Below are 26,876 nucleotides of genomic sequence, written 5' to 3'. Positions count from 1 at the left end.
TTTTCGGGTGTCATTCTGCGTCGAAGCGTAGGGATAACCGGCCTCCGGGCGGTAACCTGTATTGATTCGTTACTTTGGTTGAGGCCAAGACGACTATGTTGATGCCCACCAATGCGCCGAAAGAACCGATCCTTTGCTCCCTCACTCCTCCAGCTCGGCTGCCTCGCTGCCGGGTGTGAGTGACCCCGCAACGAAGCCCCTCACGCGTCGCGAGCTGCGCAAGCGCGAGCGGATGTCCGTCCCAGTGCTGGACATTCCAGGCTCCGCGGACATCGACGCGCCGCCCGCCGCTGATGCCGGGCCGTTGACGCCGGACCTCGATCTTCTGGTCGCCGCGAGCCTCGCCGGACCTGAATTCGAGTCCGTGACGATTGCTGACTCGGACCGCCTGATCGCCGCGCCGGCCGCCGCCGACGCTCCGGTCTCCGACGTGGACCGGCTGCAGACGGTCGTCTCCGCCGTCACGACGTCCACGGAGATCCCCTTCCCCACCCGGGCGCAGCGCCGCGCGGAACAGCCCGCCTCCCGCCCCCGCCGCGCATCGGCCCGGGAGCGCCTGGCGCCCGCCGTTCACCCGGCCGCCGTCACAGCCCCGGCACCCTGGCCCCGCACCACCGCTACGGCCCCCGCCAATCGGGTGCGCAAGTTCGCCACGACGGGCGTCACGATGGTCGCCATGGCCTTCGTCGCCCTGATGGCCGTGGCCACCTCCCTGCCGGCCGAGGCGCTGCTGTCCTCTGCCGATGTGCAGGCCGCTGCCTACAACGCGAAGCTGAGCGCCCAGGGCGAACCTGCCCAGACGCTCTCCATGACCGGCGGAGCGGACACCATCTCGGTCGAGCGTGACGGCTACGAGTCGAAGACCATCGCCGAGGTCGCAGCGGCCAGCGGAATCCGGATGGAAGCGACCTTCACGAACAACCCGAACGGCACCGTGCAATGGCCCTTTTCGGTGGGCGTGCACATCGGTGACGAGTTCGGCTTCCGCGACTGTGCGGGCTGCTCCTCCAACCATGGTGGCCAGGACTTCAACCCGGGCCTCGGCGCACCGATCCAGTCGATCGCCGACGGCGTCGTGCGCTACGCCCAAGACGGCGAAGGCAGCCTCGGCGTGCACATGATCATCGACCATATGATCGACGGCGAGCTCGTCTCCAGCGTCTACGCGCACATGATCCACGGTTCGATGCTCTTCAAGACCGGTGACGTCGTCACGGTCGGCCAGGTCATCGGTCAGGTCGGCGACACCGGGATGTCCACCGGCCCGCACCTGCACTTCGAGATCCGCGTCGGCGGCAAGGACGGCACCAAGGTCAACCCCCTCGTCTGGCTGTACGCCAACACGAACTAGTTCGACCCCGACTCAGGCCCGCGGGAACTAGCCGGTTGCCTCGGCTTCGGTCTCGTCCTCGTCCTCAGGCTCGGTCACTGGCGCGGACTCGGCGGCCCGGGCGCGGCCGATGGCAGCGAGGAGGCCCTCGGGCAGTGCCAGCTGCGACAGCCCGGCGATCTCGAGCAGGTGGGTCTCTCCGCTGCCGTCGGGCTCCATGGCAAGGACCTGGTCGTGCAGGCCCTCCATTTTCAGGTCGAGGCGATTGGCGGCATCCGCCGCCTGCTTGAGGTCGCCCACCAGATCCACCGGAACCGCCCCGTGGTACTTGTAATAGATCTTGTGCTCGAGGCTCGCCCAGAAGTCCATCGCGACCGTTCGGATCTGGATTTCGACCGTTACCTCGTCGACCCGGTCGGACAGGAAGACGGGGATGTCGACGATCAGGTGCAGGCTCTTGTAACCGTTCGGCTTCGGGGCGGCGATGTAGTCCTTGACCTCGAGCACCGTGACGTCGAGTTGGCTGGTGAGCATGTCGAGAATGCGGTACGTGTCCGAGATGAAGCTGCAGGTGATGCGGATGCCGGCAATGTCCTGGATCTGGGCGCGAATGTCGTCGAGGACGAGCGGGCAGCCCTTGCGGACGGCCTTCTTCAGGATCCCCTCGGGCGTCTTCAGCCGAGAGTTGACGTGCTCGATCGGGCTGTAGTCGTGGATGGAGGCGAACTCCTCCTTCAAGATGTTGATCTTCGTCATCATCTCGTCGGTCGCGAACTTGTACGCCAGCATGAATCGGGTGAGCTCTGTCGTGAGCTCGCGAAGTTCGGCGAGATCCCCGCGCGTCGGGGCTGCCTGGTCGGCTTCGGCTTCGGGGTCGGTGCCGGGTCCCGGTTCGGTTCCGTGTTCGGTTCCGCTGTCGATCCCCATGCCGGTCACTGCTACTCCTTCGATGCGCTCCCCGTTCAGGCGACGCCCTCCGATTGTCCCATGGCGGCGCTGCGGGGTCACTGATCGCGTCGCCGGAGCACGCGGCGGCCGTCGCCTTCGAGCGCCGTTCCGCCCCGTGCCCCAAACGAATTCGACGGAAATTTTGCTCTACAACCGGGTTTTGCGCTCTAAACCGGCCGTTTGGGGAATGCCCGTCGAATTCGGTAGGGCAAAGGCTCGGAGGGCGGGGGCTAGGCGCGCAGCCAGACGGTGGTGTCGCCGGGGAGCGTGTTGCCGGGCAGCGGGCCGCTGGCGAGGAGCAGTTCGCCGGCAGGCAGAGGCACGGATGTCGCGCCCGTGTTCGCGACGACCGTCACCGCGCCATTGCGCAGCGCCACGATCTCGTCAGCGTGGCCGTCCAGCCACTCCACCGAGCCCAGCCCGAGGGCGTGCTCCCGGCGCAGGCCCAGGGCCAGCGTGTACAACTCGAGGGTGGAGCCGGCGACGCCGACCTGCGCGTCGCGGGCGAGGCCCGCCCACTCGTCCGGCTGCGGCAGCCAGCTCTCGGCCGAGGGGCCGAAGCCGTAGGAGGGAGCGGCGGCTTCCCAGGGGAGCGGCACCCGGCATCCGTCACGGCCGTAGCGCTCTCCGTTGGTGCGAAACCAGGTGGGGTCTTCGCGGGCGGAGTCGGGCAGGTGGATGACCTCGGGCAGACCCAGTTCCTCGCCCTGGTAGAGGTAGCTGGAGCCGGGCAGCGCGAGCATGAGCGCCGAGGCGGCCCGGGCCCGGTGCAGGCCGATCACGTTGTCGGGCAGGTCGGGCGTCGTCGGCCCGATACCGTGGCCCTGCAGGTTCTCGTGGTTGAGCGCGAGCCGGGACGCGTGGCGCACGACGTCGTGGTTGGAGAGCACCCAGGTGCTCGGGGCACCAACCGCGCCGAACGCAGCGATGGAATCGTCGATGACGCGGCGGAGAGCCGGGCCGGCCCAGGCCGTCTCGAGGTAGGCGAAGTTGAAGGCCTGGTGCATCTCGTCGGGGCGAACCCACTCGGCGACGTGGCTGAGCGGGTCGACCCAGGCCTCGGCAGCGAGGATACGGTCGCCTGGGTACTCGTCGAGGATGAGGCGCCAGTCGCGGTAGATATCGTGCACACCGTCCTGGGCCCAGTAGGGCGCGGTTTCGGGCCACTCGGTGATGATGCCTGGACCCTCCGTCGAGGCGCCGCCCATGCTGCCGCTCGCGACCGGAGGCGTGTAGTCGGGAAGACCAGCCGCTTTGATCATGCCGTGCGCGACGTCCACCCGAAAACCGTCCGCCCCGCGGTCGAGCCAGAACCGGAGCACATCACGGAATTGCGCCTTCACCCATTCGTTGTCCCAGTCGAAGTCGGGTTGGGTGGTGTCGAAGAGGTGCAGGTACCACTGGCCGGGAGTGCCGTCCGGGTTCGTGACGCGGGTCCAGGCATTGCCGCCGAAGACGGAATCCCAGTTGTTCGGGGGAAGGTCGCCGTTTTCGCCCTGGCCGTCACGGAAGATGTAATGCGCGCGCTCCTCACTGCCCTCGGCGGCCGCGAGGGCAGCTTCGAACCACGGATGCTCACTGGAGGAGTGGTTCGGCACGAGGTCCACGATCACGCGGATGCCCAGCTCGTGTGCCGTGTGCTGCAGGGTGTCGAAGTCAGCGAGCGTGCCGAAGAGTGGGTCGACATCGCAATAATCGGCCACGTCGTAACCAGCGTCGTTCTGCGGTGACGTGTAGAACGGCGAGAGCCAGATGGCGTCGATCCCGAGAGCCCGGAGAGCAGGGAGACGATTGGTGATGCCGGTCAGATCGCCCATCCCGTCACCGTTGGCGTCCGCAAAGGACCGAGGATAGATCTGATAGATAACTGCGGTTCGCCACCACTCTGAGCCTGTCATGAAAAGAAACCCTACGGCATTTTCATGATGATGGAAGCGCTTGCACGCCTGTGGGCTGCGCGCATCACCTGCCCGAGATATAGATCCGACTATTTCAGTTGTCAATGGTTCCGATACTTGCTATACATGTAAACGCTTGCATAAATCTTCAATGTCCTGAGAAAGGCACACCAATGATGGTGAACATGAAAGGTCTCGTCGCTGCCGGCGCAGTAGTGGTCGCAGCGTCCCTCGCATTGTCCGGATGCTCCGGCGGGGCCTCCCCGCAGGATGGCGACGGCGACAAAGCCGCCGCCAACACCTTGACGGTTTGGGTCGATGCCGACCGCGGCACGGTCCTCAAAGACGCGGCGGCGGCATTCACGAAGGAATCCGGCGTCAAGGTAAAGCTCATCCAGAAGGACTTCCCCAAGATCCAGGAAGAGTTCATTGCACAGGTTCCGACCGGCAAGGGCCCCGACATCACGATCGGCGCCCACGACTGGATCGGGAACCTCGTCTCGAACGGCGTGCTCAAGCCCGTCGAACTCGGTGACACGACTGCTGACTTCCAGCCGGTCGCCGTCACCGCAATGACCTTCGAGGGCAAGACCTACGGTGTCCCCTACTCGATCGAGAACATCGCCCTCCTCCGCAACACGGCCCTGGCGCCGACCGCGCCGGCGACGTACGCGGACATGGTCGCCGCCGGCACCGCCGCCGGCACTGAGTTCCCGTTCCTCGTGCCCGTTGGACCGGAATCGGACCCGTATCACCTGTACCCGTTCCAGACCTCGTTCGGCGCCCCCGTGTTCGGCACCAACTCCGACGGCAGCTATAACGCTGAAGACCTCTCGATCGGTAACGCCGGTGGTGAGGCCTACGCGGCCTGGCTCGCATCCGAAGGCGCCGCAGGGCACCTCAGCGTGAACATCACCAACGACATCGCCAAAGAGAAGTTCAACGCCGGCGCATCGCCGTTCTTCCTCTCCGGTCCGTGGAATGTCCCGGATGCCCAGAAGGCCGGCATCGACGTCGCGATCGACCCGATCCCGACTGCCAGCGCCAACCCTGCCCAGCCGTTTGTCGGCGTGCAGGGCTTCTTCGTGAGTGCGAAGACCAAGAACGCTCTCGCTGCCAATGAATTCCTGGTGAACTACATCGGCTCCGAAGAGGTGCAGACTGCGCTCTACGAGGTCGGCGGGCGCCCGCCGGCGCTGACCAGCGCCTTCGAGGCAGCTGCCGCCGACCCGATCACCGCCGGTTTCGGTACGGTCGGAGCAACCGCCGTTCCGATGCCCAACATCCCGCAAATGGGCAAGGTCTGGCAGTTCTGGGGTGTAACCGAGGCCGCGATCATCGCGGGCGAGGGTGACCCGGCAGCGCTGTGGCAGAAGATGACTGGCGAAATCCAGGGCGCCATCGCGAAGTAACACCGTGTGCCCGGCTCCATCAGGGAGCCGGGCACAGCGTGCTCCCTCACCACACATCAGGCAAGGTTGCCGGCAGGCGCCAGAGATCGGACGAAGATGCCCACCCCACGAACAGGTCGCGATCGCACCGCGCGCGACAACTCGCTGGTCACCCGGTTGAGGCAATCCAAGCGGGCGGGACGAATTGCCGAGGCGGCGTCCGTCGGGATCAAGATTCTCCTGGTGAAAATTCTGCTCCTCGGTATTGTCGACGCGATCAGCGTCTACGCCCTCTTCGTGCTCTTCCTGAAGCAGGACTGGGTCGTCTTCGGACTCGTTCTGGCAGTCACTCTGATCGTCAACTGGATCTACTTCAGCAAAAACGCCCTGCCGGCCAAGTACCTCACCCCCGGCCTGATCTTCCTTGTGATCTTCCAAATCTTTGTTGTGGGCTATTCCGGCTACATCGCTTTCACGAACTACGGCACCGGGCACAACAGCACCAGGGAGGACGCGGTTTCATCACTCATCGCCTCCGCGCAGCAGCGAGTGCCGGACTCGGTCGCGTATGACATCACCGTGATCGAGCAACTGGGTGCCTACAGTCTCCTCGTCACCGACCCTGACGGCCGGATCAGCGTCGGCAGTGCCGACGCGCCCCTGCGTGAAGTCACCGATGCCGAGACGGATGCCGACGGCGTCGCCACCGCACTTCCCGGCTACACCTCGCTCAAGTTCAGCGACATCGCTGCCAATCAAGAGGTCATCGCGGCCCTCTCGGTGCCGCTCACCGACGACCCGAACGAGGGGGTGCTACGCACCCCGGACGGCTCAAAGGCCTATCTCTACCTGTCCGATCTGGTCTACGACGAGGCCGCGAGAACGATGACGAACACCACGACGAACGTCGTCTACGCCGAGGACCGCACGGTCGGGGCGTTCGCCGCGGAGGACGGTACCGAACTGCGCCCCGGCTGGAAGGTCGAGGTCGGATTCGATAACTTTGCCCGTGCGTTCGGCACGGATTCCATTCGGGGGCCGCTGATCAACGTGACCCTGTGGACCTTCGCCTTCGCTTTCCTTTCTGTCGCCACCACGTTCGCGCTCGGGCTCTTCCTGGCGCTGGTCTTCAATGACCTGCGGATGCGCGGACGCAACGTCTACCGCGTCGTCTTGATTCTTCCCTACGCGTTCCCGGCATTCCTGTCCGCGCTGGTCTGGGCGGGGCTGCTCAACCCGCAGTTCGGCTTCGTCAACCAGGTGCTGTTCGGCGGGGCGGAAATACCCTGGCTCACAAACGAATGGCTGGCAAAATTCAGCATCATCTTCGTGAACCTGTGGCTCGGCTTCCCCTACATGTTCCTGGTCTGCACGGGTGCTCTTCAGTCGATTCCCGGCGAGTTGCAGGAGGCGGCAACGGTCGACGGGGCGCGGCCCTGGCAGGTGTTCCGGCTGATCAAGCTGCCGCTGCTGCTCGTGTCGGTGGCCCCGCTGCTCATCTCGTCGTTCGCGTTCAATTTCAACAACTTCAACCTCATCTACATGCTCACCAATGGCGGGCCGAGAGACGTCACCGCGGGAGTGAATGTCGGTGCGACCGACATCCTCATCTCGATGGTCTACAAGGTCGCCTTCGTCGGTGCGAACCGCGACTACGGATTGGCGAGCGCGTTCTCCATCATCATTTTCCTGCTGGTCGCGATCGTGTCGATCATCAGCTTTAGGCAGACCAAGGCACTAGAGGAGCTGAACTGACATGCAGGTCAACAATCGGGAGACAAGCGACCGCATCGTCGCGCGAAGGTCGTCATTCCAGTTCAAGCGCTGGTTCAAAGCAACGGGATGGCGCCACCTGATCGGCGTGTTCATGGCCGTGTTCTCGGCGTTCCCCCTCGTCTACGTGCTCTCGGCAGCGCTGCAACCCGGTGGCACCCTGATCACGGCAAATGGGCTCTTCAGCAAGGTGAGCCTCGACAGCTTTGTGACGCTCTTCAACCTGCCCCAACAGCCATACGCCGCCTGGTACGGCAATACCCTGATCATCGGAGTGATCACTTCGATCGGCACGGTGTTTTTGGGCGCCCTTGCGGCGTATTCCTTCTCCCGGATGCGTTTTTTCGGTCGCCGGGGGGGACTGCTCACGCTCGTACTGTTGCAGATGTTTCCCCAACTGTTGGCTGTCGTTGCGATATTCCTCCTGCTCAACGGCATCTCCGATATCTTCCCCGCGATCGGACTGGACTCGCAGGTCGGCCTGATCATGGTCTACCTCGGCGGGGCTCTTGGGGTGAACACCTACTTGATGTACGGATTTTTCAACACGATTCCCGCTTCGATCGATGAGGCCGCCAAGTTGGACGGTGCTGGGCACGCGCGCATCTTCTTCACGATCATCCTGCGACTGGTCGCACCCATTTTGGCCGTCGTCGGCCTCCTCTCCTTCATCGGCACGACGAACGAGTTCGTCATCGCGAGCATCGTGCTGATCAGCCCGGAGAATCAGACCCTCGCGGTGGGCCTGTACCAGTTCGTGTCTCAGAAATTCTCCACTAACTACTCGGTCTTCGCGGCCGGCGCCGTGCTCGCGGCCCTGCCCGTGATGGCCCTGTTCCTCTGGCTGCAGAAGTACATCGTCGGTGGCCTGACCGCCGGATCGGTGAAGTAGGGCGCGCATGCTTCCGCACCACGACGGGTCGGCCCTGTACGTCTCCGACCAGGCGCCGCGGCCGGGCGACACGGTCGGCGTGCGGCTGCGGGTGCCGGAGGCGTGGGGCGCCGTCGCATCCGTGCACGTGCGCTCGACACCCGACCGGGAACCGCGCTTCCACGAGGCCCGCCTGCTCGGCGCGGCGGAGGGCTGGCGGTGGTGGGAGGCCGAGGTCGAGATCCTGAACCCGGCTAACGGCTACCGGTTCCTGATCAACCGGGCCGACGGCGGGCACTGGTGGCTGAACGCCGCCGGAGCGCATTCCTTCGAGACCGTCGACGCGGAGGACTTCAAGCTGCTCAGCCATCCGGCACCGCCGGACTGGGCCGCGTCGACCGTGATGTACCAGATCTTCCCGGATCGTTTCGGGCGTTCCACGGCCGCCGCGCTGCGCGAGAAGCCGGCCTGGGCTGTGCCCGCGGCGTGGGGCGACCCGGTGGCGGCGGAGCAACCGGCCCGTTCGCACCAGTTCTACGGTGGGGACCTCGACGGCATCGTCCTGCACCTGGACCACCTCGAACGGCTTGGCGTCACCCTGCTCTACCTGACGCCCGTGTTCCCGGCCGGCTCGTGCCACCGCTACGACGCGCGGAGCTTCGACGTGGTCGACCCGGCACTGGGCGGCGATGCTGCCCTCGTGCGGCTGGTCGAGGCTGCCCACGAGCGGGGCTTCAAGGTGATCGGCGACCTCACGTCGAACCACTCCGGCAACCGGCACGAGTGGTTCCGGGCGGCGCACCGCACCCCGGATGCCGTCGAGAGCTCCTTCTACTACTGGCTCGACGACCGGCACGAGGACTACACGTCCTGGCTCGACGTGCCCAGCCTGCCGAAGTTCAACTGGTCCTCGATCGAGCTGCGCCGCCGGTTCATCGAGGGGCCGCAGTCGGTGGTGGCGAAGTGGCTGCGGGCCCCGTACCACCTCGACGGCTGGCGCATCGATGTGGCGAACATGACCGGCCGCCTGCAGGGGGAGGACCTGAACGCCCTGGTGCGGCAGACCATCCGTCGCACCATGATCGCGGAGAACCCCGACACCATCCTGCTCGGCGAATCGACCAATGATGCCTCGGACGACTTCCAGGGTGACGGCTGGCACGGCGCGATGACCTATACGACCTTCACCCGACCGGTGTGGAGCTGGCTCTCGAAACCGCACAGCCCCTCGACGTTCTTCGGGCTGCCCTACGGCACCATCCCGCTGACCGACGGGCGGGCGTTCGTGGACGCTCACCTCCGGTTCACGGCCGGCTACCCCTGGCGCACTCGCCTGGCCACCATGAACGCTCTCGACACGCACGACACTCCAAGGTTCCGCACCCATGCGATCGACGGGGGAGTGGCCGTCGCCTTCGGGCTGAGCGCGACCCTGCCGGGCATCCCGGTGGTCTTCGCCGGCGACGAATTCGGACTGGCCGGCGACGACGGCGAGGGCTCGCGCACGCCCATGCCGTGGGATACGGCGGGCGACTCCGAGGTGGCGGCCACAATCGACCTGTACGCCGCGCTGATCCGCTTGCGCACCGCCCACCCGGCCCTGAACGGCGGCGGGATGCGCTGGGTGCACGTGGGAGCGGATGTGCTCGTCTACGTGCGCGAGTGTGCGGAGGAGTCGGTGCTGTTGGTCGCGGCCCGCGCCGCGTGCGCGGTGACACTGCCGCTCGGGTCCGTGGCAGGGGAGCCGACCCGGCTCCTGGGCGACGCCGCCGTCAGCGTGGCGGGTGGACGAATCCGTCTGGAAACGGACGGGCCGAGCTTCACCGCGTGGGCGCTGCCGGGGGTTTCGGTGCCCGATTCCGCCCCACGGTCATCGAGCCGGCCGACTTGGTGATAATATTTACCGGTTGCCGAAATTTGGCTTGGCTTTCGTTCACACGGATGCTTCGCCCCCTTAGCTCATTGGTAGAGCACTTCCTTGGTAAGGAAGAGGTAGTGGGTCCGATTCCCACAGGGGGCTCTGGCTTGGAAGCTCTTGCAGCCGACAGGTCGTGGCGGGGTAGCTCAGTTGGTTAGAGCACACGGCTCATAATCGTGGTGTCGCGGGTTCAATTCCCGCTCCCGCTACACATAAAGGCCCTTTGACCAGGAATTCTACCGGTCACGGGGCCTTTCTTTTTGCCCGGATGCTGACCGACTCCGCTCTAGATCTGAAGTGCGGGCGAAACTCCGGTGCGCATACCCTCGCGGCCGGCGGGTGGTGGGTTGCTGTGCTTGCCCGAGTCGGACGCACACCCTCGTCGGCCCGAGACGCACGAGGCTCGGGTTGCACCTGCAACCGGGTCCTACTCGCTCGACGATCGCGCCCCTGACCCGAAGGGCACGACGCGAGCGACCCCTTAAAGAGTTCAGTCAACGACTACATGATAAAGGGGACTACAGCTATGGGCACATCGCACAATCGCGGCGAGGGTCCCGGTGGCTCGGAACTATCTTCTGAGGCCTACGAGAGGTTCTCCATCTACTTGGGCGTGGGGAAGGCGGACGAGGTCGCGAACGACGTGCGATCCGGTGAAATGTCAGCTGATGACGCTGAGGCATGGAGCAGGACCGTCGAGGAATCACATGAGAATTCCCGCCACAGGCCTGACATTGCGCCACAGGATTGTCAGGCGTTCGAGGAAGGGTGGCGCCCCGAGGGGCGGCAGGAAGAGCCCTGCCGGCTGAGTGGGGCTGAGATAGCGTGTCGCGGGACAGTTGTTCTCAATGCCCGACCGCAGAGGCCGATGCCGCGAGGAAGTGCCGAGCGCACGAAAGCGCGCAGAGATGCTCGGCAGCATCTCCCGGTGGTGCGGGTCTCGCAGCTCGCGGGGGAGGTTCGGTCACCGGTTCGCGCGGTGGGTCAGTTCCGGTTAATCCCGTGCCCGCGGCTGTCGAGGGCGAGCTTCCAGGAGGACTCGCGCTGCAGGATCGTCTCGGACTGTGTCTTGGGGTCGAAAATCCATCCAGGATGGAGTACTGGAAGCTGCCGATGATGTGGTCGTCTCCCAGATCGCTCCGCATGCAGATCGCTCCGCATGCGCTCCAGCTCCTTGTTGCCGCCAGTCAGGTTCCGCAGGTGGGCGTAGCCCGCCCACCGCTGCCATAGCCCGTTGGCCTCGCCCGCTGCGGAGCCAACGTACAGCCGGCCGTCGCTTAGGCCAGTGATCACGTAGGCGCCCTTGACGCTCGATAGAGCGTCCTTCCAGCTCGGCTCGTCGTTGGCGATGATGCGCTGGAGTTCGTGGTGCCTAAGCCTGACGTTCTGGTAGCCAGGGAACGTGCCGAGCTTGGTGTCCGGTGCGAGCTCATACACCTCGGGGTTGAGCTTGCTGTCCGGCAGCGTCCCGTACCACCGCAGGTACAGGTCTCTGCCGACCGGCCTCTCCAGCTTGACGATGAGTCGTTTGATGTACTCCGAATACTGGTCAAGCAATTCCAGTTCGTCGCCAGGCCCGCCGATGATCTCCGGCACGATTGGGCGCACCTGGAAGAACCCGCCGAAGATGACGTACTGGGGTCCGTACGGGTAGTACTGGGCGAAGGTGAGCAGGAACTCGGCGCGGTCAAGGTTGTTGTTCTGGTGCCGCTCGCGGTGGCGGCTCATGTCAAGCCAGTCCTCGAGATCGTCGGCCATGAGCAGATCCCACGCTGAGGCACCTCCGACCCCTGCTCGGATGTTGAACTTCGCATTGGTCAGGCTGGGTTGCGGGACCGGCATGAGACTCGTGAACCGAATCAACTCTGCGCCTTATGAACGACCTGCTGTGCTTCGAGGCTATCGTCGGTCCGGGGGTGCGTCGCACCTCGCAGCCGCGCTGACGAATCTGTTCGCTTGGACGAGCAGATTGAGGCCAAGGTGCGAGAAGCAAGCGTGTTGGACGGCCCCATCTGAGCCTGAGGTGTGTTCTGGCCGATCTCGACCGCGTCAGGTCAGGTAGCGCTTCGGCCCTGCCATGGGGAGCCTCCCTGTTCGGGGAGTCGGATGCCGCGGTTCTTTGGCAGCGGTGAGGTCAGTGGGTCCTGCTTAGATTGCCCCGGCGGGTCCCACTTGGGTTGACAAATCCAGAACTGATGATGGCACTGGCGATGAGCTGAATTGTCACCATGATGCGCGGGCCGGGCGAGCCGTGGGGGTGGGCTTGCTGCCGGCGGAACTCGACAATAGATCCTGCGTGGAGGGTTGCCGCGCTGATCGTGAGTGCAACGCCGTGCGCGAGGCCGCCGATTTCGGCGTCGGTCTTACGGCAGGACGGTGATCCGTCCCTCCGTCGTCGCGTCGACGACGCCGAGCGACTTTGCGTGGGCCATGATCGCCTCCGCGTCGCTTGGCGCTCCCGAAGCTGGGACCAGCACTGATCCTCCCGAGAACCCGGCGACGCCGTCGCCGCCACCGACGACGTAGTTTGTTACCGCCACCGAGTATGTGGATGCGACGTCGATTGGTTCCCCGGCGACCCGGACGTCGCTTACGCGTGAGCCGACGGCAGCACTGGGGGAGTAGGAGTAGGAAATCCCCGACACCTGGGGGAAGCCGCCTCCCAGAATGTCCACGTGTCCAACGCCCTGCTCGAGTGCCGCGACGATCCCGGCCCCGGACGCCTGCACCACCATGACTTTGTTGTCGAAAGGTGCGATGGAGTACGCGTCCCGCGTGGTGAAGTCCGGCCCTGGTGCCTCTGCGCGCAGGCCACCACCATTCATCCACCCGATCTGGGTGCCGTGGTACGCGCGGAAGGCATCCGCAACCCAGTTGCCGAGAGCTGTTTCCTGGCGGCGGGCGGCGTTATCAGGGTTGAGCAGCGGGGTCTGGACAGTGGCGAGGACCGTGGAGAGGTTGGCCGCCATATCGGCCTCGTAGAACTTCTCGAGCTGGCGCAGAATCGGGTCCGGGGTGACCGTGTGGTCCACCTCGATCACGGACGGGGCGACGATGTACTCGCCGCCCTCTTTGGTGATGTCGAGCCGGATGAGCGAGCCGATGTTCCCCTCGGGCGCCATCAGAGGGACCCTGCCGGAGTAGGAGATGACGGACTCGTACTCAGCCATCTCCTCGCCGAAGATGGCATCGATCTCCGGTACGGCCTGCGCCAGCACCCGGTTGTCGTCCATCGAGTGCTGTGTCACTGCCACCACGACGTCCACCTTCTCTGTCGCTGTCATGTCGGCCACGGCGGCCCGTGCGGCTTCGACGGGATCGGTCTCGTCGAGCTGGTCGCTGGCCAAGGTCGTATCGATGGCGTCGGTCAGGCCGATGAAGCCCACTCGCACCTTGCCGATGCGCTGGACCTCCCACGTGCCTCCCGCCACGAACGGCTCGCCCTCAGCGTCGACCAGGTTGGAGGTGATCCACGGAAACTCCGACGCGGCAACGAGCTCGCGGGCGTTATCGATCCCGAAGTCGAAGTCGTGCTGGCCGAAGTTCGCGAGGTCTACGCCGATCTTGTTGAAGGCGTCGACCATCGGGAACCCCTTGTAAAGCCCGCCGAAGAGCGTGCCTCCGGCCAGGTCGCCGCCGAAGACGACGGATGTCGCTGGGTTGTCCTCACGCACCGTGTCGATCGCAGTGGAGAGACGGGCGACACCGCCGCGGTCCTGTCCGCCGGAGAGTACTGGGCCGATCTCGTGGGCGTCGTTGAAATACAGCAGGGTCGCGGAATTCGACGCGCGCGGGTTGTCGGCATCGGCGGCCTGATCGGGCGGGGCGGCCTGGGCCTGGGCCGGTGCAGTCGCCGCCAGTACTATCGCAAGGGCCGCAATGGACAGGAGCCGGATCAGGGGGCGAGGCAAGGTGTGGTCCCTTCGAAGTCGGAGCGTGCGTACCCGACCAAGGTCCCCGCAGGGTGTGAACGTGACCTGTCCTGCCAAGGTCATTTCAACGTCCTACTGAATAACAACTGACTTCACACTTTCCAGCGCGGCGGCTTCTAAAATAGCGGCAGATTCGTGGTCCCGAGCACGACAGGCGAGCTGTTAAGTGTCTTCGACGCGACCGGCGACAACGCCGTCGACTGGCAGCCCTCCTACAGTGTTGCCCCCACGAACCGGGCGCCAATCGTGCGGGAGTGGATCCACGACGAAACAGTCACGCGCGACGTGGACTTGGCGTCGTGGGTGTCTATTTTCGAAGTCGTCTGCACAAATGTTCGTACTCGCCTGCACAGCAGCGAAAAAGCGAAAGCGGCCGTTCGGCTGCCCAGCAAGCAGCCCAAACTGTCCGAGGCTCAGGAGAAGCAAGCACCTGGTCGACGTGTCCCAGGGGGTGAGGCCCACGCTCTCCCGGGGCAATCCAGCGCGCCGGTGACACTGCCGCCTGTTCACTGTGTGCAGAGGAGTTCGGAACAAACGGGCGCCTTGTGCAGAGGAGTACGAAAAAGTCAATGTTCACACTCGCCTGCACAACCCCGAAACACAGGGGTTCGTTGTGCTGACGACTTCGGAAAATGACACCCGCCTCGGCCGCGTGCCGCGTCCCGGTGACGGGCCTGAAGGCCAAGCACGGGTGCGCGCGTGGTGTGTCCGTCATGAGCGATGAGCTGGGTGTGCCGAACTGCGAAATGTGCCTGGTGCCCATGGTGATCGAGGGCACCGATGAAGGCCCCTCCTGGTGCTGCCCCGAGTGCCGCATCGTTCGACTCGCATGAGGCCCCCTTCAGTGATGTTGCTCAGAAGGTGTTACGGTCGACCCCATTGCTGACGAGGCCGGGGTGGAGCTAATTTCAACTGCATATGCGGTAGATATGTGGTCCCCAATACGACAGACGAGCTGCTGAGCCTCTTCGACGCCACCGGCGACAATGCCGCTGACTGGAAGCCCTCGTACAGTGTTGCGCCCACCGACCCGGCACCTATCGTGCGGGAATGGATCCACGACGCAACAGTGCAGCGAGACCTGGACCTGGCTTCCTGGGGATTGAAGCCAGGTTGGGCGAAGCCGGGTGGCCCGGCCCCCATCAACGCACGCTTGGAGTCGGTGGCCAGTAATGGCATGTTCCGCAGCGCGTTTGTCAGCCAACGGTGCCTGGTGCCCATGGCCGGCTACTACGAGTGGCAGCAGATGGACGACGCCAAGCAGCCCTACTTCATTCACAGCGACGGTGATTTGCTGGCCGCGGTCGGCCTCTACGCGTCCCGCCAAGAGGACGATGGGTGGAAGATCACGTTCACGATCATCACGCGCGCAGCGCGAGACGCGTCAGGTGAAATCCACGACCGCATGCCCGTGTTCTTGACCCCGGACGTGTGGGACCAATGGCTGCACCCGGAGAAGATCAGCGACAAGGAGGAAACCGTGTCGATGCTTGACCACACAGCTCCATTGCCATCGCAAGAACGGTGACGGCGCACCCGGTAGCCCGGACAGTCAACAACGTCCGCACGCTCAACAGCGAGGACCGGCGACTGATCGAACCGATCAGCTTCTAGTGGGAAGCTACGCCGACTGGAATTCTTCTTTGTGGACCACACGTGGAGCTGTCAATCGAAGAAGTCGTCGTCCACTTCGACAACGGCGTAGGTCTGTCACGATTGGACGCCGACTAGATACTTGATGATCAAATCCACGAGTCATTGACCGTCGATGAGGATGATGCGAGACGGTACGTCGGCGGTGTAGCTGATGGCGGCCGGTGTGAACGCGCTCGTCGTGATGAAGACACCGCGGGTGGCACCGAATCCATCGAGAGCGCCGACGAACGCCCGGCTCGTTTCGCCCGTGTTGCACTCCCCTCCCACGGGCGTAAAAGGGTGCTTCGCAGATTCCTACGGAATCCGACCTGTGGCCGCCCTTGACTCCCGCTCCGCTGCGTTCAACGGACCAAATTATCAGCCGATGGCGAGCCATCGGCTGATAGCCGAAATATCGACGTAGTTCAGGCCCCGTGTTGTCTGACGTCGATGGTCTGCCGGACTGAGAAGGGAACAAATCATGAATGACTCACTGACCGTTTATACGCTTGGTTACGGGTATGAGGGGTGGCGAGGGCGCTGTCAGACTGGTCGCATGCCGATCACCCTGGTTCCGATCAACGCCCAACGGTTCCCCTCGTGGCAGGAACGGTGTCACGCCGAGTACAAGGCAGACCTGATCACTGCTGGTGAGACGCCACATGCTGCCGATCGGCATGCCGCCGATTCTCTAGAGCGGGCATTCCCCGCAGGTGCCCCCACCGCGGATAACGCTGTGTTTGACCTCGTTCACGACACGGATGGCACCGTCGGGTACCTCTGGATCGGTCGCGACAGCTCGGGCGATGACACTTCGTGGTGGGTCTGGGACGTCGTAGTCGAGCCCGAATACCGAAATAAGAGCTACGGGCGAGCGGCGATGCGGCTCGCTGAAGACCATGCCCGAGCGGCAGGCGCGAGCACGCTGGGCCTTAGCGTGTTCGGTCACAACGAGGCCGCGCGGGGACTGTACGAGTCAGTCGGATATGAAACCACTACCGTCAAGATGCGGAAGCAGCTCTGACTCCGCTCAGTCTTCGCTTTCTGAGATGGCGGTGAGCCACTGAAGGGACGCTGCAAGACAGAGCGCGGCGGGGTAGTTCCGAGCGGTCTTGTCGGAGCGCATCGCAATGCCGCGCCATTGCTTAAGTCGGTGAAGCACCGCTCGACGACGTTGCGGCCCTTGTGGTCGACCGCGTCGAACACGATCGGATGGCCCGGGCGCTTACGACGGTGAGCGATTTGGTCATCTCGTTCCGGAATCGTCGTCCTCACATCCCGCGCCCGCAGGCAGGCCCGGTTCGACTTCGACGGGTATCCCTTATCCGCGCGCAGCCGCTCCGGCCGACGCCGGGGCCATCCAGCCGTCGGAACGCGGATCTGGACCATCGTTGTCGGCAGCATAATCGTGTCCGCAACCTGGCCACCCGTGACGACGAAGCTGAGCGGCCGGCCTTTGCCGTCGCACACGAGATGTGTCTTCGTCGTCAGCCCACCACGCGACCGGCCGATCGCATGATCGGGCGGCTCAGCGCTGGTTTTGTTGTAGTCCAACAGGCGCCTTTTTGAGTCGTGGCAGTGTCGCACCGTGTTGATGCACGCGAACAAGCGTTGAGTCGATCGACGCCGCCCAATCGACTTGCTCTTGTGCTTCCGCGACGCCTTGGACATGCTCGAGAAATCGAGCCCAGACTCCGATCTTGGCCCACCGGTCGAAGTTGCGGTAGATCGTGTTCCAGTTCTCGAACCGCTCCGGCAGGTCCCGCCAGGGAACACCCGTTCAAAACCGCCAGATCACTGCCTCCACCACGAGCCGACGATCTACCGGTGGCCGGCCTCGCTGCTTCGCCGGAGGGAATAGCGGACCGAGCAGAACCCCGGTCTCGTCCGACAGCACATTACGCGTCACATTCCCAGCGTCATGGCATGAGTAAACGTTGCGTGCTAATGCCGAGCTTGGGTGATGACGTGGCAGACACTGCCCGCTTCGCAATCGCCTGGGTCGAGATGCTGGCTCGCGTCGATGATGTGTTGCAGCTCTGTTTCAAGAAGTACGAGTTCTTGTTGGCGGCGGTGCACATCCGCAAGTCTTTTTGAGAGGAGGTTGGAGACGTGTTCGCACGGCACCTCGCCAGCTTCTCTCACAGTGATGATGCTGCTAATTTCGGCCAATGTCAGACCAGCCGTCTGGGCGGACCGAATGAACCGCAGGCGCGATAGGGCCGCTTCATTGTAGCGGCGGTAACCGTTCCCCCCACGTTCGGCGTGATCCAACAGGCTGCGCCGCTCATAAAACCGGATGGTCTGTGCGGTTACGCCGCTCGCGATGGCCAGGTCTCTAATCTGCATACTCCCATTTCACCACTTGACCTTGCACTGCGGTGCAACGTTTACGGTGAAGGCATGGATATTACGTTGCAGTACTTCCATGGGTGCCCGAACTGGAAAATTGCTGCTGAGCGGCTGGCGTTGATCGCGGCTGCATGCCCCGGCATCGTTGTGACCCGGCGGTTGGTCGAGGATCTGGAAGACGCAGAGACAATCGGTTTTCGAGGTTCTCCGAGCATGCTGGTGGGCGGAACAGACCTCTTTCCCGACCTATCGGCTTCGGTCGGGCTGGCCTGCCGCATCTACACAACCCCCACAGGACTAGCCGGCGCCCCAACTCTGGAGCAACTGCGCGATGCGATCGCCACAGCATCAGCGGCATAGGTAAGGAATACGACCTGTTCGTGATCGATGCCGCCCATCTGATGCAGGGCAAAGGCATTAGCGAGAATGAGGGTGTGTTAGGCCTCAGCGGTCTCGAAGATTGGCACGGTTGATGGTGTTGGCGACGCTCCGCGCCCAGGTTGCGGGGAGGGCGACGAGCAGGCCCGCGGCGACGAGAAGCAGTGTGAGGGCCGTGCTTCCGATGATCCAGGAGCCCTGATTTGCGGTCTCTGGCAGGTAGGTCACTACGAGTGGCGGTACGGGAGATAGCGCCCAGAGCAAGACGGCAAGCGTGAGAGCTGTAAAGCGGCGGCGCTCGTGGGTTTGCGCCAGCTCAGCAGCCCAGTCGGTCACGGAGGGATTTGGGCCGAAGTTTCCTCCTCGTAGCCGGGCGAAGGGCGTGAAGTTTTTGGATATGCCCGCCAGCAACACCACCCCGCCGGCTGCGACGAAAAGTAGAAGCACGGTTCCGGCCACGACTGAGGCTCCGCTATCCACTGGTGAATCGTGCATAGCTGCGGTATTGAGCAACAGAAGCAGTGGGATCGGAGACATAACGCAGAATGCGACGCCAGCACCGAGCCGGTATCGCGTGTTGCGATGCGCTCCGGCGAACCCTTCGGCCTCCTTCATCGTTACGGGCGGCTGGGTGGCTACCCATGCCCCTGCGGCGAGGGCCGGAGCGGCAGCTCCTGAAGCGAGGTTCATCGAGGTCGCATCGGCCGGAGCGATTTCGGCTGTGATACCGAGCGCTGGCGCCACTTCGTCGAGGTTCCCGAAGTCAGTGATGACCTTCCCCACGGCCTCGTTCTGCGTCGATCCTTCGGCAATGAGGCTGCTGTACGCGTCTTCCATCATCGTTTGCAGTTCGGCTTTCGCCTCGAGCAAGCGAGGCGTCTGCGGATACGAGCTGAACATCGTCTCTAGGTAGGCGATAACCACGTTCATGAGCGGATTCCTTCCACGAAACGATCAACTACAGACTTGGTGTCGCGCCACTCATCGATCTTCTGATCGAGGTAGGCGAGACCTGATTCGGTGACTTGATAATAGGTGCGGGACTTGCCGGACTCAGATGTACCGGGAAACGACGTCACGAGACCGGAGGCTTCGAGGCGCTTCACGGCGGAATACAGGGTTGTTTGCTTGATGGAGTAGTCCGCTCCGGTCACAGCGCTGATCTGCTGCACGAGCTCATAAGCGTAGGACGGCCCCTTCTGGAGTAGCGAGAGCACCATGAGATCGACGTACCCGCGAATCGCGTCTGCGCTAATCATGGCTACTCCTTCCGTGCTTTGCTACGTTGATCGTACTACGACGCACGTAGCATAAGCAACTTCAAACGCACGATGAGTCACATACCCACCCTGACCCGGGAACGTGACCCCGCTGAGGCGGTGCTGGTCGTCTACGGTCGATACTCTTTCGGCGGCGGCGATGTTGGCAGGTCGCCTGGGGCAGCGCGGCCTCCGAAAGTTATGGTGGCGATCGAGGACAGCCGGCACCGATGCCCTTAGCAAGCAAGGACAGGATTGCCCCCAGTATTTGCCATGGCCGGGCATGGCCACGTGATTGAGTCATGCGGTTCCCCGATCTCTGTGTCGTGTGCGTCCCGGCGTCGAGAGCCTGCACGATCGCGCAGCTACTTCGCGTCGCGAATTTGTCACCCTACGAGGGTGACCAACGCGTATCGCGTCGACACGAGTACAAGATCGTCTTCAGGTCTGCCCGGTGCCAACCAGTTACAACACTGCTGAAAGGGCGTGACATTCTGTCGTCACGCGCGGGCATCCGCTGTCCCGGAAGCCGGACTCTCATGGGCACGGACCCAAGGTCCGTGGTGGCGTGAATGAGCTGCGCACGCGAGTGCGGAATTTGTGCAGCCGAGTATGGAAATCGACACGAAACGGCTGGGGGCTCGTGCTGAAGGGACCGTCCCGTTTGCCCTGCCCGAGAGAATTCGCAGTCAGGCCCGTCTAAAGGAACGCCCGTCCCGTGAATAGGGACCGCAGCCTCCGCCTCCACCACTACCCGCTCTCGCTCCAGTTCCGCGGCCTGGCGGGCCCGGACCTTCCCTGCCACGTCCAGCAGATCCCACATCGGCTCGCCGGTCACTGACACCCCGCGGGCGCCGGCGCGCCGGGTTCGGCCGCGGAACAGGGCGTAGTGGGTGCGGAACACGGGCGCCCCGATCTGTGCCTGGGCGTCGTGGAAGAACACCACGTTGAAGACCGGTCCGGTGCCGTCGTCGAGGGAGAGGAATACGACGCGGTTGCCGCTTCGCATTGGGGGTGTGTGGGTGGCGCGGCGGACCCCGGCGACCAGGACTTCGGTGCCGCCCGGCAGTTTCATTAGCTCCGACGCCGGCGTGACCCCGAGTTCCTTGACCAAAGGGTAGAACCGGGTCATTTGATGGTGGCCGACGGCGAGGCCGAGGTCTCGGAGTTCCACGTCTGTTTGGGTGCGGCCGCGGAGGTCGAGGGCGGTGACTGACCGGTAGAAGTCAGGCAACGGTAGGTCAATGTCGGACACGAGCTGGTCGGGTCCGACGGGGAGGGCGCGCCCGCCGGCCTTGGATATGGGCAAGGAGATCGCCGCGGCGGGCCCGGTCGTAGCCGATGAACGAGTCCAGGGCGCCGACCCGGGCCAGGGCATCGAACGTGCGCCGGCGCGGCCGGACCCCCCCCTCGGAAGTCTCGTATGGAGGAGAACGGTTGGTGCTCGGCGATCCGCTGGCGCTCGAGCGCGCTGGAGCCGGCGAGTTCGGGCAGGGCTAGTACTACAGTCGCGTTTATGGGACGTGTCCGCGGGTCTTGTAGTGGTGGTGTTTCGCGGTTTTTGGTGTCGTCGTCGCCACTTGAAGCGTGTTGTGTTTTGTCAACTTTGGGTCGGCCATTTCAGCGAAGAATCGGGCCAGTGTGGCGCGGTTTCTGGCAACCCAGGTCTGCGCGGAAATGTTCACAACTTAGCGCACTGCGTTCACGCCATGAGCAATGATCGGTGCCCTTCGTGCCACCAACGACTATTCCTTCCGGCTGAGCTTAGACACCCGCACATAATCGAACTCTGCGGTGAACTTTTGGCTAGCGTCTTGCAATCCAAAAGCGGCGAGCGCAAAGCGTGGTTCGTCTCCGATCGCGTGCGTCCAGGTGCCCCCGCGGACCCAGGTTTTGCCGTCCTGGCTGGTGTAAGCGGTGTAGCGCTCGGTGTCTCCACCGGCAGCCGCGCTGGCCGCACTTTGCAGTTTCTCGACGGCGATGCGCAGGTAGGTCCATTCCTCCGATGGCGGGCCGACAACCGTGTTGCCGTACCGTGCCCATCCTTCTGGCACCGGGGAGATCTCCTTGGCGAACTCGGTCTGTCGGGTGTTGAAGATCGATGTGTTGGAGAGTTTGACGTAGTTGTCTTCGTCCCCGTAGGCGAGCACTCCCGCCTGTGCGAAATTGAAGCAGCAGCCCTCGTCGGGCACCGAGACCCGCACGCGTGTCTCGACGACGTAATCGCGGTCGGGTGCTTCGCGCACGAGGACGGATGCCGTGTCGACGTCTGCGAAAAGGTCGGTCGCCTCGATCGGAACCGTGAGTACCCCGTCGACGATGCTGGATGCGGGCGGTGTCGGAGCCGACGAGGTCGATTCGTCTCCGGCCCAATCCCAAGACCAAGCAGGCGACAACTCCGTGCCGGAAAACTCGTCAGTGTAGTCAGGTAGCAGTTGGCCAGGGGTCTGCTGCCGCTCAATCCGGGGCGTTGGACGCGCCTTCTCGCCCTCTTGGCCGGCGGGCGCGAATAGTTCGCGATCAGACGGACCGCGCCCCCCGTTCACGGTCGGCCATCCATCGACCCAGTCGATGGCGTCGAGGAGAGCCGGGCGTTTCGTGAATCCGGTGGCTGTCTCGAAGAATGGATCGCGCTGGTCAACCGCGTGATATATCGTCCACCATGCGCCCGCGGCATCCTGAAACACCGTGTTATGCCCCGTGCCGACCCAACGATTGCCATTCATGGTGAGGAACGGCGTACCTCCGGTCTGGGTATCCGTTAGCGAAATTCCTTGCGCGTCGACGAACGGACCGAACGGATCAGCCGAGCGGCCGACGAAGACGCTGTAGCCGGTCAGCGCTCCGTTGCAGCAGTTGGTCGCAGAAAGGAAGAGGTAGTAGAAGCCGTCTTTTTGCACCACGTTGGAACCCTCGTACTTATTGTCGAGGGCGACGAGGGTCGAGGTGGATTCGTCGACCGATGCTCCGGTGGCGGAGAAAGTCACGTCTGCACCGAACACGCCCCCGTAATAGCTGCCGTAATACAGCACACTCGCCTCGCTCACCGTGTCTCCGAGCACATCCGGGTCGTAGGTCCACAGGAAATTGCAGCCCTCACCGTTCTGACGTGGGTCGATCACAGGTTCGTCGGAGAACAGCCATGGGCCGGTGGGGCTCGCACTCACAGCAACACCTATCGCGTTGTCGCTACCGCAATCATCGACACCGCTCACCGTTGCGATTGTGTCGGTGACACCGACGAACATGTAGTACTGGTCGAAAAGGTCGGAGTACACCACCTCGGGTGCCCAGAGCGCCGCATCGGGCTCAGCCCAAGAGGGAAGAGTGTCGAACGCGTCCCCTACGTAGGTCCAGTCGACCAGATTCTCGGAGGCCATGGTCGGAACTCGGTGGAACGCCAGATCGCCGTCTGCATTGAGATCTTCGTCGTTGAGCGGATCGGTGGTGCAGTACATGTACCACGTAGTGTCTTCTGGAGCTTGCCCGCGCAACACAGTTGGGTCGGCGCAGCTCTCGACAACGTTGCCGTCTCGACCCTCCGGAGACAGCGGATTGGTGTAGGAGTTGGGATTGTCACGGCTGGCCGCAGCTGAAGTGGCCGTCGGGACCATCGCCCCCGTCAGAAGCGTCACACTCAGCGCGATCGAGAGGCGGGCGAGGAAGGCGTGCGTGCGGGGCCTCATCATCGTGATCTTCTTCCGGTTCGTCGTCGTTGACAGCGGGAAGCCCATTTTTCCGCGATGCGCGCCACGGTGCTGAGCCTCTTGCCTCGACCTTACAGCGCTGTACACGCGATGTGAAACAGGCTGTGGTACCGGTGGTGGGACTCGAACCCACATATCGACCGTCGAAGTACGACCCCTTACCCATAGACACGGGTAGGCGCAGATGCCCGCTTCCTCTCGCCGGCGGATGAAGCCACAGGTCGATGTTCGGCGCCAACTCTAGTAATTACAGTCCGGCTGAAATTCGACGTGATTTCATCCGATTTGATAACTCCGCCACAGAGTTCCAGGAGTCACACACCAGCGCCTCGGCTCCGGAGTCCACGCGGACGCGACGATGGACCGGATCATCCACAACACGATCTGGGTCGAGACGGGCACCTACAACGTGAGGCAGCACGCGGTACTGATTCGCCCTGGGCCGGTACCCGGGACAAAGGATGTCCTTGATTCCGAGCGCCGTCCCAAGGAAACGGTTGGGGGTTCGAATCCCTCCAGGGGTACCCAGTACACGCGCACCGATGGCGAGGTCCGGATTGTTCCCGACCTCGCCATCCGTTCGTCGCGGGGCGTCGCTCCCCAGAACGTGCCAGGCTCTAGTTGTAGAGCATCCCGCCGTCGACGAGCAGGACCTGGCCGGTCACGTAGTCGGAGTCGGGGCCAGCGAAGAACGACACGATCTTGGCGACATCCTCCGGGGTCTCGATACGGCCCAGCGCGATGCCCTCGACGTTTTCCTTGAGGTTCTGACCGCGCGGCTTGCCGTTGATGGCGCTGAGCTTCTCGTCGATGAGGTCCCACATACCGGTGCCGACGATGCCGGGAGCGTAGGCGTTGACGGTGACGCCTCGGGGTGCGAGCTCCTGGGCGGCAGCCTGGGTGATGCCGCGCACGGCGAACTTCGACGCCGAGTAGGCGCCGAGGATGGGGAAGCCCTGAATGGCGGCGATGGAGGCGGCGTTGATGATCTTGCCAGCGTGGCCGAGCTCGTCGAACTTCGCGACGGCGGCCTGGATTCCCCAGACAACGCTGTTCACGTTGATGCGGAAGATCTTCTCCATGTCTTCTGCCGTGATCTCGAGCATGGGTGTGACCTGCGCGATGCCGGCGTTGTTGACGATCACGTCGAACCCGCCGAGCTTCTCGGCCGCGGTGTTCACTGCGGCGAACACGTCGTCGCGGTTGGAGACGTCGGCGGTGACGAAGACGGCCTTGCGTCCGAGAGCCACAATTTCGGCGACGACACCGGCGCCCTTCTCGGCCTGGAAGTCGAGGTCGGCGACGGCGATGTCGTAGCCGTCCTGGGCGAGGCGGAGGGCGATGCCGCGTCCGATTCCCTGTCCGGCTCCGGTGACGAGTGCGACTTTGTTAGAAACGGTCATGGTGGTTCTCATCTCTGGTTCGGGCATGCTGAGCGCCGTTTGGCGTCGTTGACCCGCGGCCCGGACGGTGTCGGTCAGACAACCGTTCGGACTCATTCAGGTTAGGCGACAGATCCGCCGGCCGTTGCCGCCATCGCAGGCTTGACGCTGGCCGGGTGCGCCGCGAACACTCTGCCCGCCCAGAGGAGCGCCGTCCAGTGAATATCGTCCGCGACCTCACGCCCTCCGCTTCCACATCTGAATGACGTTGTCCGCGGCCTCCGCCTCCGCCTCGACCACCACCCGCTCCCGTTCCCGCTCCGCGGCATGACGCACCGGGATTTTCTCCGCCACGTTGGATACCGGCCCGCTGTCGTCCTCGAGCGAGAGGAAGACGACGCGTTTGCCGCGTTGGAGAGGATGACGGGGGTCCCAGTGTCCTCGGCAAGGCCCAGCATCCGGGTGGCCGCAGCCACCGAACCGCGTTGCCCGGTCGGTGCGAGATGGCAGACGACTTCGAAGGTGATCGAGCCGATCGGCATGACGCGGAGCCATGCACGCAACCCGGCAACCGCCCCCGCCGTGCGCGAGCAGGGTCCCCATCCTAGCGGCCGGTGTTCGTCATCGTGGACGGCCAGGTCCGCGTCGAGGCCCGGCCGGATCCCGGCGGCCGCGCACGCCCGAACGTGTTTGATGGCCCCGTACAGCCCGTACCGGTCGGTGAAGGCGAGGAAGTCAGCGCCGGCGGCGGCCGCCTGGTCGACGAGCGCTTCGAGCATGGTCACGCCGTAGTGCGGCGAGTACGCGGAGGCGACGTGGAGGTGCGGGAAGCCCCGTCCCATCCGTACCTCCAACCCCTGCTATCGAACGTTTATTCGACATGGGGAGTGCAGGTATCTAACATCTTCACCAGTCACGGAGGTCCTGGCGTGGCACGTTAACGTGATTGGGGCCTTTCGTGGGGAATTGCTCGGAACCTCACGCGGTCAGAGAAACCGGTTGGGATGCGTTATGCCGAACGTTTTGAGGGCGGGTGTGAGCATTTCTCCGATTCGTTTGGGCAGGTCGGCGCGTTCCGTAAGTCGATTGGAGATTTCCTGCACGCCGTAGAAGTACGCGACCGGGTGCCACACCTCCCGGTCGTGGCCCAGGCCGGCAAGTATCTCTTCGGCGGCCTCGGTCTCGCGGAGCAACATCCTCATGCGCGCGACCCAGCCGACATGCGGTGTTGGCAGGGTGGCTGGGATCAGTTGGTACTCCCGCCGAGAGGGGGGTGACCGAAGGGGCTCGCACCCAGGCCGCCTCGTTCAGATTCCGCCGCCGGCGCGCTGAGGGCTCGCACATGTCGAGGGATGCCGGCTGGCAGCGGCGACGCAATTGTATGTCGCTGGCCTGGGTACGCGGTTCTGATTCGGTTCCTACGCCGTTCCTGAGTGCTCACGCAGAACCTGTCGGCCTCCGTNTAGGAAGTCATCGTGTCTTGCTGGAGAAATCGTTCGGGTCGAGACCGGCGATTCGACGCGCATGGTCTTGGAGTGCTTCTTCGCTCACAGTGTGTCCAGCATCTGCGAATCGTTCACGCAGCGCGTCGAGGACTTGGTGTTCGCTGTGGCCGGCGAGGTCAGCTTCCTCCTGTGCGAGAATCCCCGCCACCTTGTCCTCGTCCGATTGAGAATGCTGGTCTTGGATCGGTTCATTCTGTGTGCCGTCACCATTCATGCTGGTCCTCCGATCTCAGGGGTTCTGTTGGGAAGCCTAACGTTCAGAGTGACGCCTTGTCCGCTGCGACCTCCCGAGGAGTCGCCTAGTTCTGGCGCGCTCCCATGATCATTCTCAGACGGCCGCAAACGTAGCGTATTTGCCGGAGCTGTTCAGCGCGGCGTAGAGCGTCTGCCGCGACACCCCGAGGTCCCGGGCCACCAACGCTTTCGGCACGCCAGCCTCGACCCGCTCGCGGGCCTCAGTGATCTGCTCCAGTCCAAGCTTCGGAGCCTTCTCGTACTTCCCGTTCCTCTTCGCGATGGCGATGCCCTCTGCCTGCCGTTCACGGATGGATTTGCGCTCCAGCTGTGCGATAGCGGCGAGAACCGTGAGCATGAACT

The 26,876-nt window shown here is 63.9% G+C and carries 23 protein-coding genes, 2 tRNA genes and 1 pseudogene; 10 read left to right on the top strand and 16 right to left on the bottom strand.

From position 1 onward, the window contains the following. Positions 1 to 175: 175 nt before the first annotated feature. Positions 176 to 1,351: a M23 family metallopeptidase gene (locus E3O62_RS04395; protein WP_134397671.1), complete on the top strand. Its 1,176-nt coding sequence runs from the start codon at positions 176 to 178 to the stop codon at positions 1,349 to 1,351. Between the two features lie 27 nt (positions 1,352 to 1,378). Here the strand turns inward: E3O62_RS04395 and E3O62_RS04390 are convergent, their stop codons facing one another. After that, positions 1,379 to 2,257, bottom strand: coding sequence for a GTP pyrophosphokinase family protein (locus E3O62_RS04390; RefSeq protein ID WP_134397684.1), 879 nt, complete (start codon positions 2,255 to 2,257; stop codon positions 1,379 to 1,381). Positions 2,258 to 2,508: 251 nt separating this feature from the next. Next, positions 2,509 to 4,176 (bottom strand): glycoside hydrolase family 13 protein, encoded by a 1,668-nt coding sequence (locus E3O62_RS04385; protein ID WP_134397670.1) that lies wholly within the window; start codon positions 4,174 to 4,176, stop codon positions 2,509 to 2,511. 173 nt (positions 4,177 to 4,349) lie between these two features. Between E3O62_RS04385 and E3O62_RS04380 the strand changes: the two genes are divergently transcribed. The 6 genes from E3O62_RS04380 to E3O62_RS04355 all read left to right on the top strand — a co-directional run bounded on the left by E3O62_RS04380 (position 4,350) and on the right by E3O62_RS04355 (position 10,338). After that, on the top strand, positions 4,350 to 5,588 hold the full coding sequence (locus tag E3O62_RS04380) for a maltose ABC transporter substrate-binding protein (RefSeq protein ID WP_134397669.1): 1,239 nt from the start codon (positions 4,350 to 4,352) through the stop codon (positions 5,586 to 5,588). Positions 5,589 to 5,684: 96 nt separating this feature from the next. Then, complete coding sequence (locus E3O62_RS04375; RefSeq protein ID WP_134397668.1) at positions 5,685 to 7,322, top strand: ABC transporter permease subunit; 1,638 nt, start codon at positions 5,685 to 5,687, stop codon at positions 7,320 to 7,322. 1 nt (position 7,323) lies between these two features. Continuing rightward, complete coding sequence (locus E3O62_RS04370) at positions 7,324 to 8,232, top strand: sugar ABC transporter permease (protein ID WP_134396042.1); 909 nt, start codon at positions 7,324 to 7,326, stop codon at positions 8,230 to 8,232. A gap of 7 nt (positions 8,233 to 8,239) precedes the next feature. Beyond that, on the top strand, positions 8,240 to 10,105 hold the full coding sequence (locus E3O62_RS04365) for a glycoside hydrolase family 13 protein (protein ID WP_134397667.1): 1,866 nt from the start codon (positions 8,240 to 8,242) through the stop codon (positions 10,103 to 10,105). Between the two features lie 54 nt (positions 10,106 to 10,159). After that, positions 10,160 to 10,231, top strand: a tRNA-Thr gene (locus E3O62_RS04360). 33 nt (positions 10,232 to 10,264) lie between these two features. Further along, positions 10,265 to 10,338, top strand: a tRNA-Met gene (locus tag E3O62_RS04355). 775 nt (positions 10,339 to 11,113) lie between these two features. Here the strand turns inward: E3O62_RS04355 and E3O62_RS04350 are convergent. Together E3O62_RS04350 and E3O62_RS04345 are read right to left on the bottom strand one after the other, a co-directional pair. Continuing rightward, positions 11,114 to 11,887, bottom strand: a complete 774-nt coding sequence (locus E3O62_RS04350) for a GIY-YIG nuclease family protein (RefSeq protein WP_198413757.1) — start codon at positions 11,885 to 11,887, stop codon at positions 11,114 to 11,116. 605 nt (positions 11,888 to 12,492) lie between these two features. Further along, on the bottom strand, positions 12,493 to 14,040 hold the full coding sequence (locus E3O62_RS04345; RefSeq protein WP_134397666.1) for a bifunctional UDP-sugar hydrolase/5'-nucleotidase: 1,548 nt from the start codon (positions 14,038 to 14,040) through the stop codon (positions 12,493 to 12,495). 952 nt (positions 14,041 to 14,992) lie between these two features. Between E3O62_RS04345 and E3O62_RS04340 the strand changes: the two genes are divergently transcribed. Further along, a complete protein-coding gene (locus E3O62_RS04340) occupies positions 14,993 to 15,589 on the top strand; it encodes an SOS response-associated peptidase (RefSeq protein WP_198410575.1) in 597 nt (198 codons plus the stop codon). Between the two features lie 227 nt (positions 15,590 to 15,816). Here the strand turns inward: E3O62_RS04340 and E3O62_RS04335 are convergent, their stop codons facing one another. Next, positions 15,817 to 15,984 (bottom strand): restriction endonuclease, encoded by a 168-nt coding sequence (locus E3O62_RS04335; RefSeq protein ID WP_241973315.1) that lies wholly within the window; start codon positions 15,982 to 15,984, stop codon positions 15,817 to 15,819. Positions 15,985 to 16,252: 268 nt separating this feature from the next. On the opposite strand from E3O62_RS04335, the gene E3O62_RS04330 reads away from it, so the two are divergent. Beyond that, positions 16,253 to 16,720: an N-acetyltransferase gene (locus tag E3O62_RS04330; protein ID WP_134396038.1), complete on the top strand. Its 468-nt coding sequence runs from the start codon at positions 16,253 to 16,255 to the stop codon at positions 16,718 to 16,720. Here the strand turns inward: E3O62_RS04330 and E3O62_RS17495 are convergent. From E3O62_RS17495 to E3O62_RS04315, 3 genes and pseudogenes are all read right to left on the bottom strand, one after another. Continuing rightward, complete coding sequence (locus E3O62_RS17495; RefSeq protein WP_370448883.1) at positions 16,642 to 17,283, bottom strand: transposase; 642 nt, start codon at positions 17,281 to 17,283, stop codon at positions 16,642 to 16,644. The two genes, E3O62_RS04330 and E3O62_RS17495, sit on opposite strands and share 79 nt — an antisense overlap. Continuing rightward, positions 17,225 to 17,464 (bottom strand): annotated as a pseudogene (locus E3O62_RS17490) (transposase); the annotation flags it as partial. The gene E3O62_RS17495 and the pseudogene E3O62_RS17490, both read right to left, overlap by 59 nt. A 176-nt stretch (positions 17,465 to 17,640) precedes the next feature. Continuing rightward, positions 17,641 to 18,045, bottom strand: coding sequence for a heavy metal-responsive transcriptional regulator (locus tag E3O62_RS04315; protein WP_134397664.1), 405 nt, complete (start codon positions 18,043 to 18,045; stop codon positions 17,641 to 17,643). A gap of 54 nt (positions 18,046 to 18,099) precedes the next feature. Here E3O62_RS04315 and E3O62_RS04310 point away from each other — a divergent pair, with 54 nt between their 5' ends. Then, on the top strand, positions 18,100 to 18,408 hold the full coding sequence (locus E3O62_RS04310; RefSeq protein WP_134397663.1) for a thioredoxin family protein: 309 nt from the start codon (positions 18,100 to 18,102) through the stop codon (positions 18,406 to 18,408). An 84-nt stretch (positions 18,409 to 18,492) separates the two neighbouring features. Here the strand turns inward: E3O62_RS04310 and E3O62_RS04305 are convergent, their stop codons facing one another. The 8 genes from E3O62_RS04305 to E3O62_RS04270 all read right to left on the bottom strand — a co-directional run. Then, positions 18,493 to 19,356 carry a permease prefix domain 1-containing protein gene (locus E3O62_RS04305; protein WP_134397662.1) on the bottom strand — a complete coding sequence of 288 codons (864 nt, stop codon included), beginning with the start codon at positions 19,354 to 19,356 and terminating at the stop codon, positions 18,493 to 18,495. Continuing rightward, positions 19,353 to 19,685 carry a PadR family transcriptional regulator gene (locus tag E3O62_RS04300; RefSeq protein WP_134369345.1) on the bottom strand — a complete coding sequence of 111 codons (333 nt, stop codon included), beginning with the start codon at positions 19,683 to 19,685 and terminating at the stop codon, positions 19,353 to 19,355. Before E3O62_RS04300 ends, E3O62_RS04305 begins: the two co-directional genes overlap by 4 nt. 1,745 nt (positions 19,686 to 21,430) lie before the next feature. Continuing rightward, the gene (locus E3O62_RS04295) at positions 21,431 to 23,419 is read right to left on the bottom strand and encodes a family 43 glycosylhydrolase (protein ID WP_166786413.1); all 1,989 of its coding nucleotides are present in this window, start codon (positions 23,417 to 23,419) and stop codon (positions 21,431 to 21,433) included. Between the two features lie 590 nt (positions 23,420 to 24,009). After that, the gene (locus E3O62_RS04290; protein ID WP_134396030.1) at positions 24,010 to 24,795 is read right to left on the bottom strand and encodes an acetoin reductase; all 786 of its coding nucleotides are present in this window, start codon (positions 24,793 to 24,795) and stop codon (positions 24,010 to 24,012) included. Between the two features lie 101 nt (positions 24,796 to 24,896). After that, entirely contained in the window at positions 24,897 to 25,616 is a 720-nt protein-coding gene (locus E3O62_RS17030; RefSeq protein ID WP_241973314.1) for a PHP domain-containing protein, read from the bottom strand. Positions 25,617 to 25,760: 144 nt separating this feature from the next. Continuing rightward, positions 25,761 to 25,976: a hypothetical protein gene (locus E3O62_RS04280; protein WP_134397660.1), complete on the bottom strand. Its 216-nt coding sequence runs from the start codon at positions 25,974 to 25,976 to the stop codon at positions 25,761 to 25,763. A 268-nt stretch (positions 25,977 to 26,244) separates the two neighbouring features. Further along, a complete protein-coding gene (locus E3O62_RS04275) occupies positions 26,245 to 26,493 on the bottom strand; it encodes a hypothetical protein (protein ID WP_134396027.1) in 249 nt (82 codons plus the stop codon). A gap of 114 nt (positions 26,494 to 26,607) precedes the next feature. Next, positions 26,608 to 26,876 (bottom strand): helix-turn-helix domain-containing protein (locus tag E3O62_RS04270; RefSeq protein WP_134396026.1); only part of this gene is annotated, 269 nt, incomplete at its 5' end.

Origin of the sequence: Cryobacterium sp. TMT2-15-1 (genome assembly GCF_004402345.1) — a bacterium.
Lineage (GTDB): Bacteria > Actinomycetota > Actinomycetes > Actinomycetales > Microbacteriaceae > Cryobacterium > Cryobacterium sandaracinum.
This window is presented reverse-complemented; position numbering and strand designations above follow the sequence as displayed.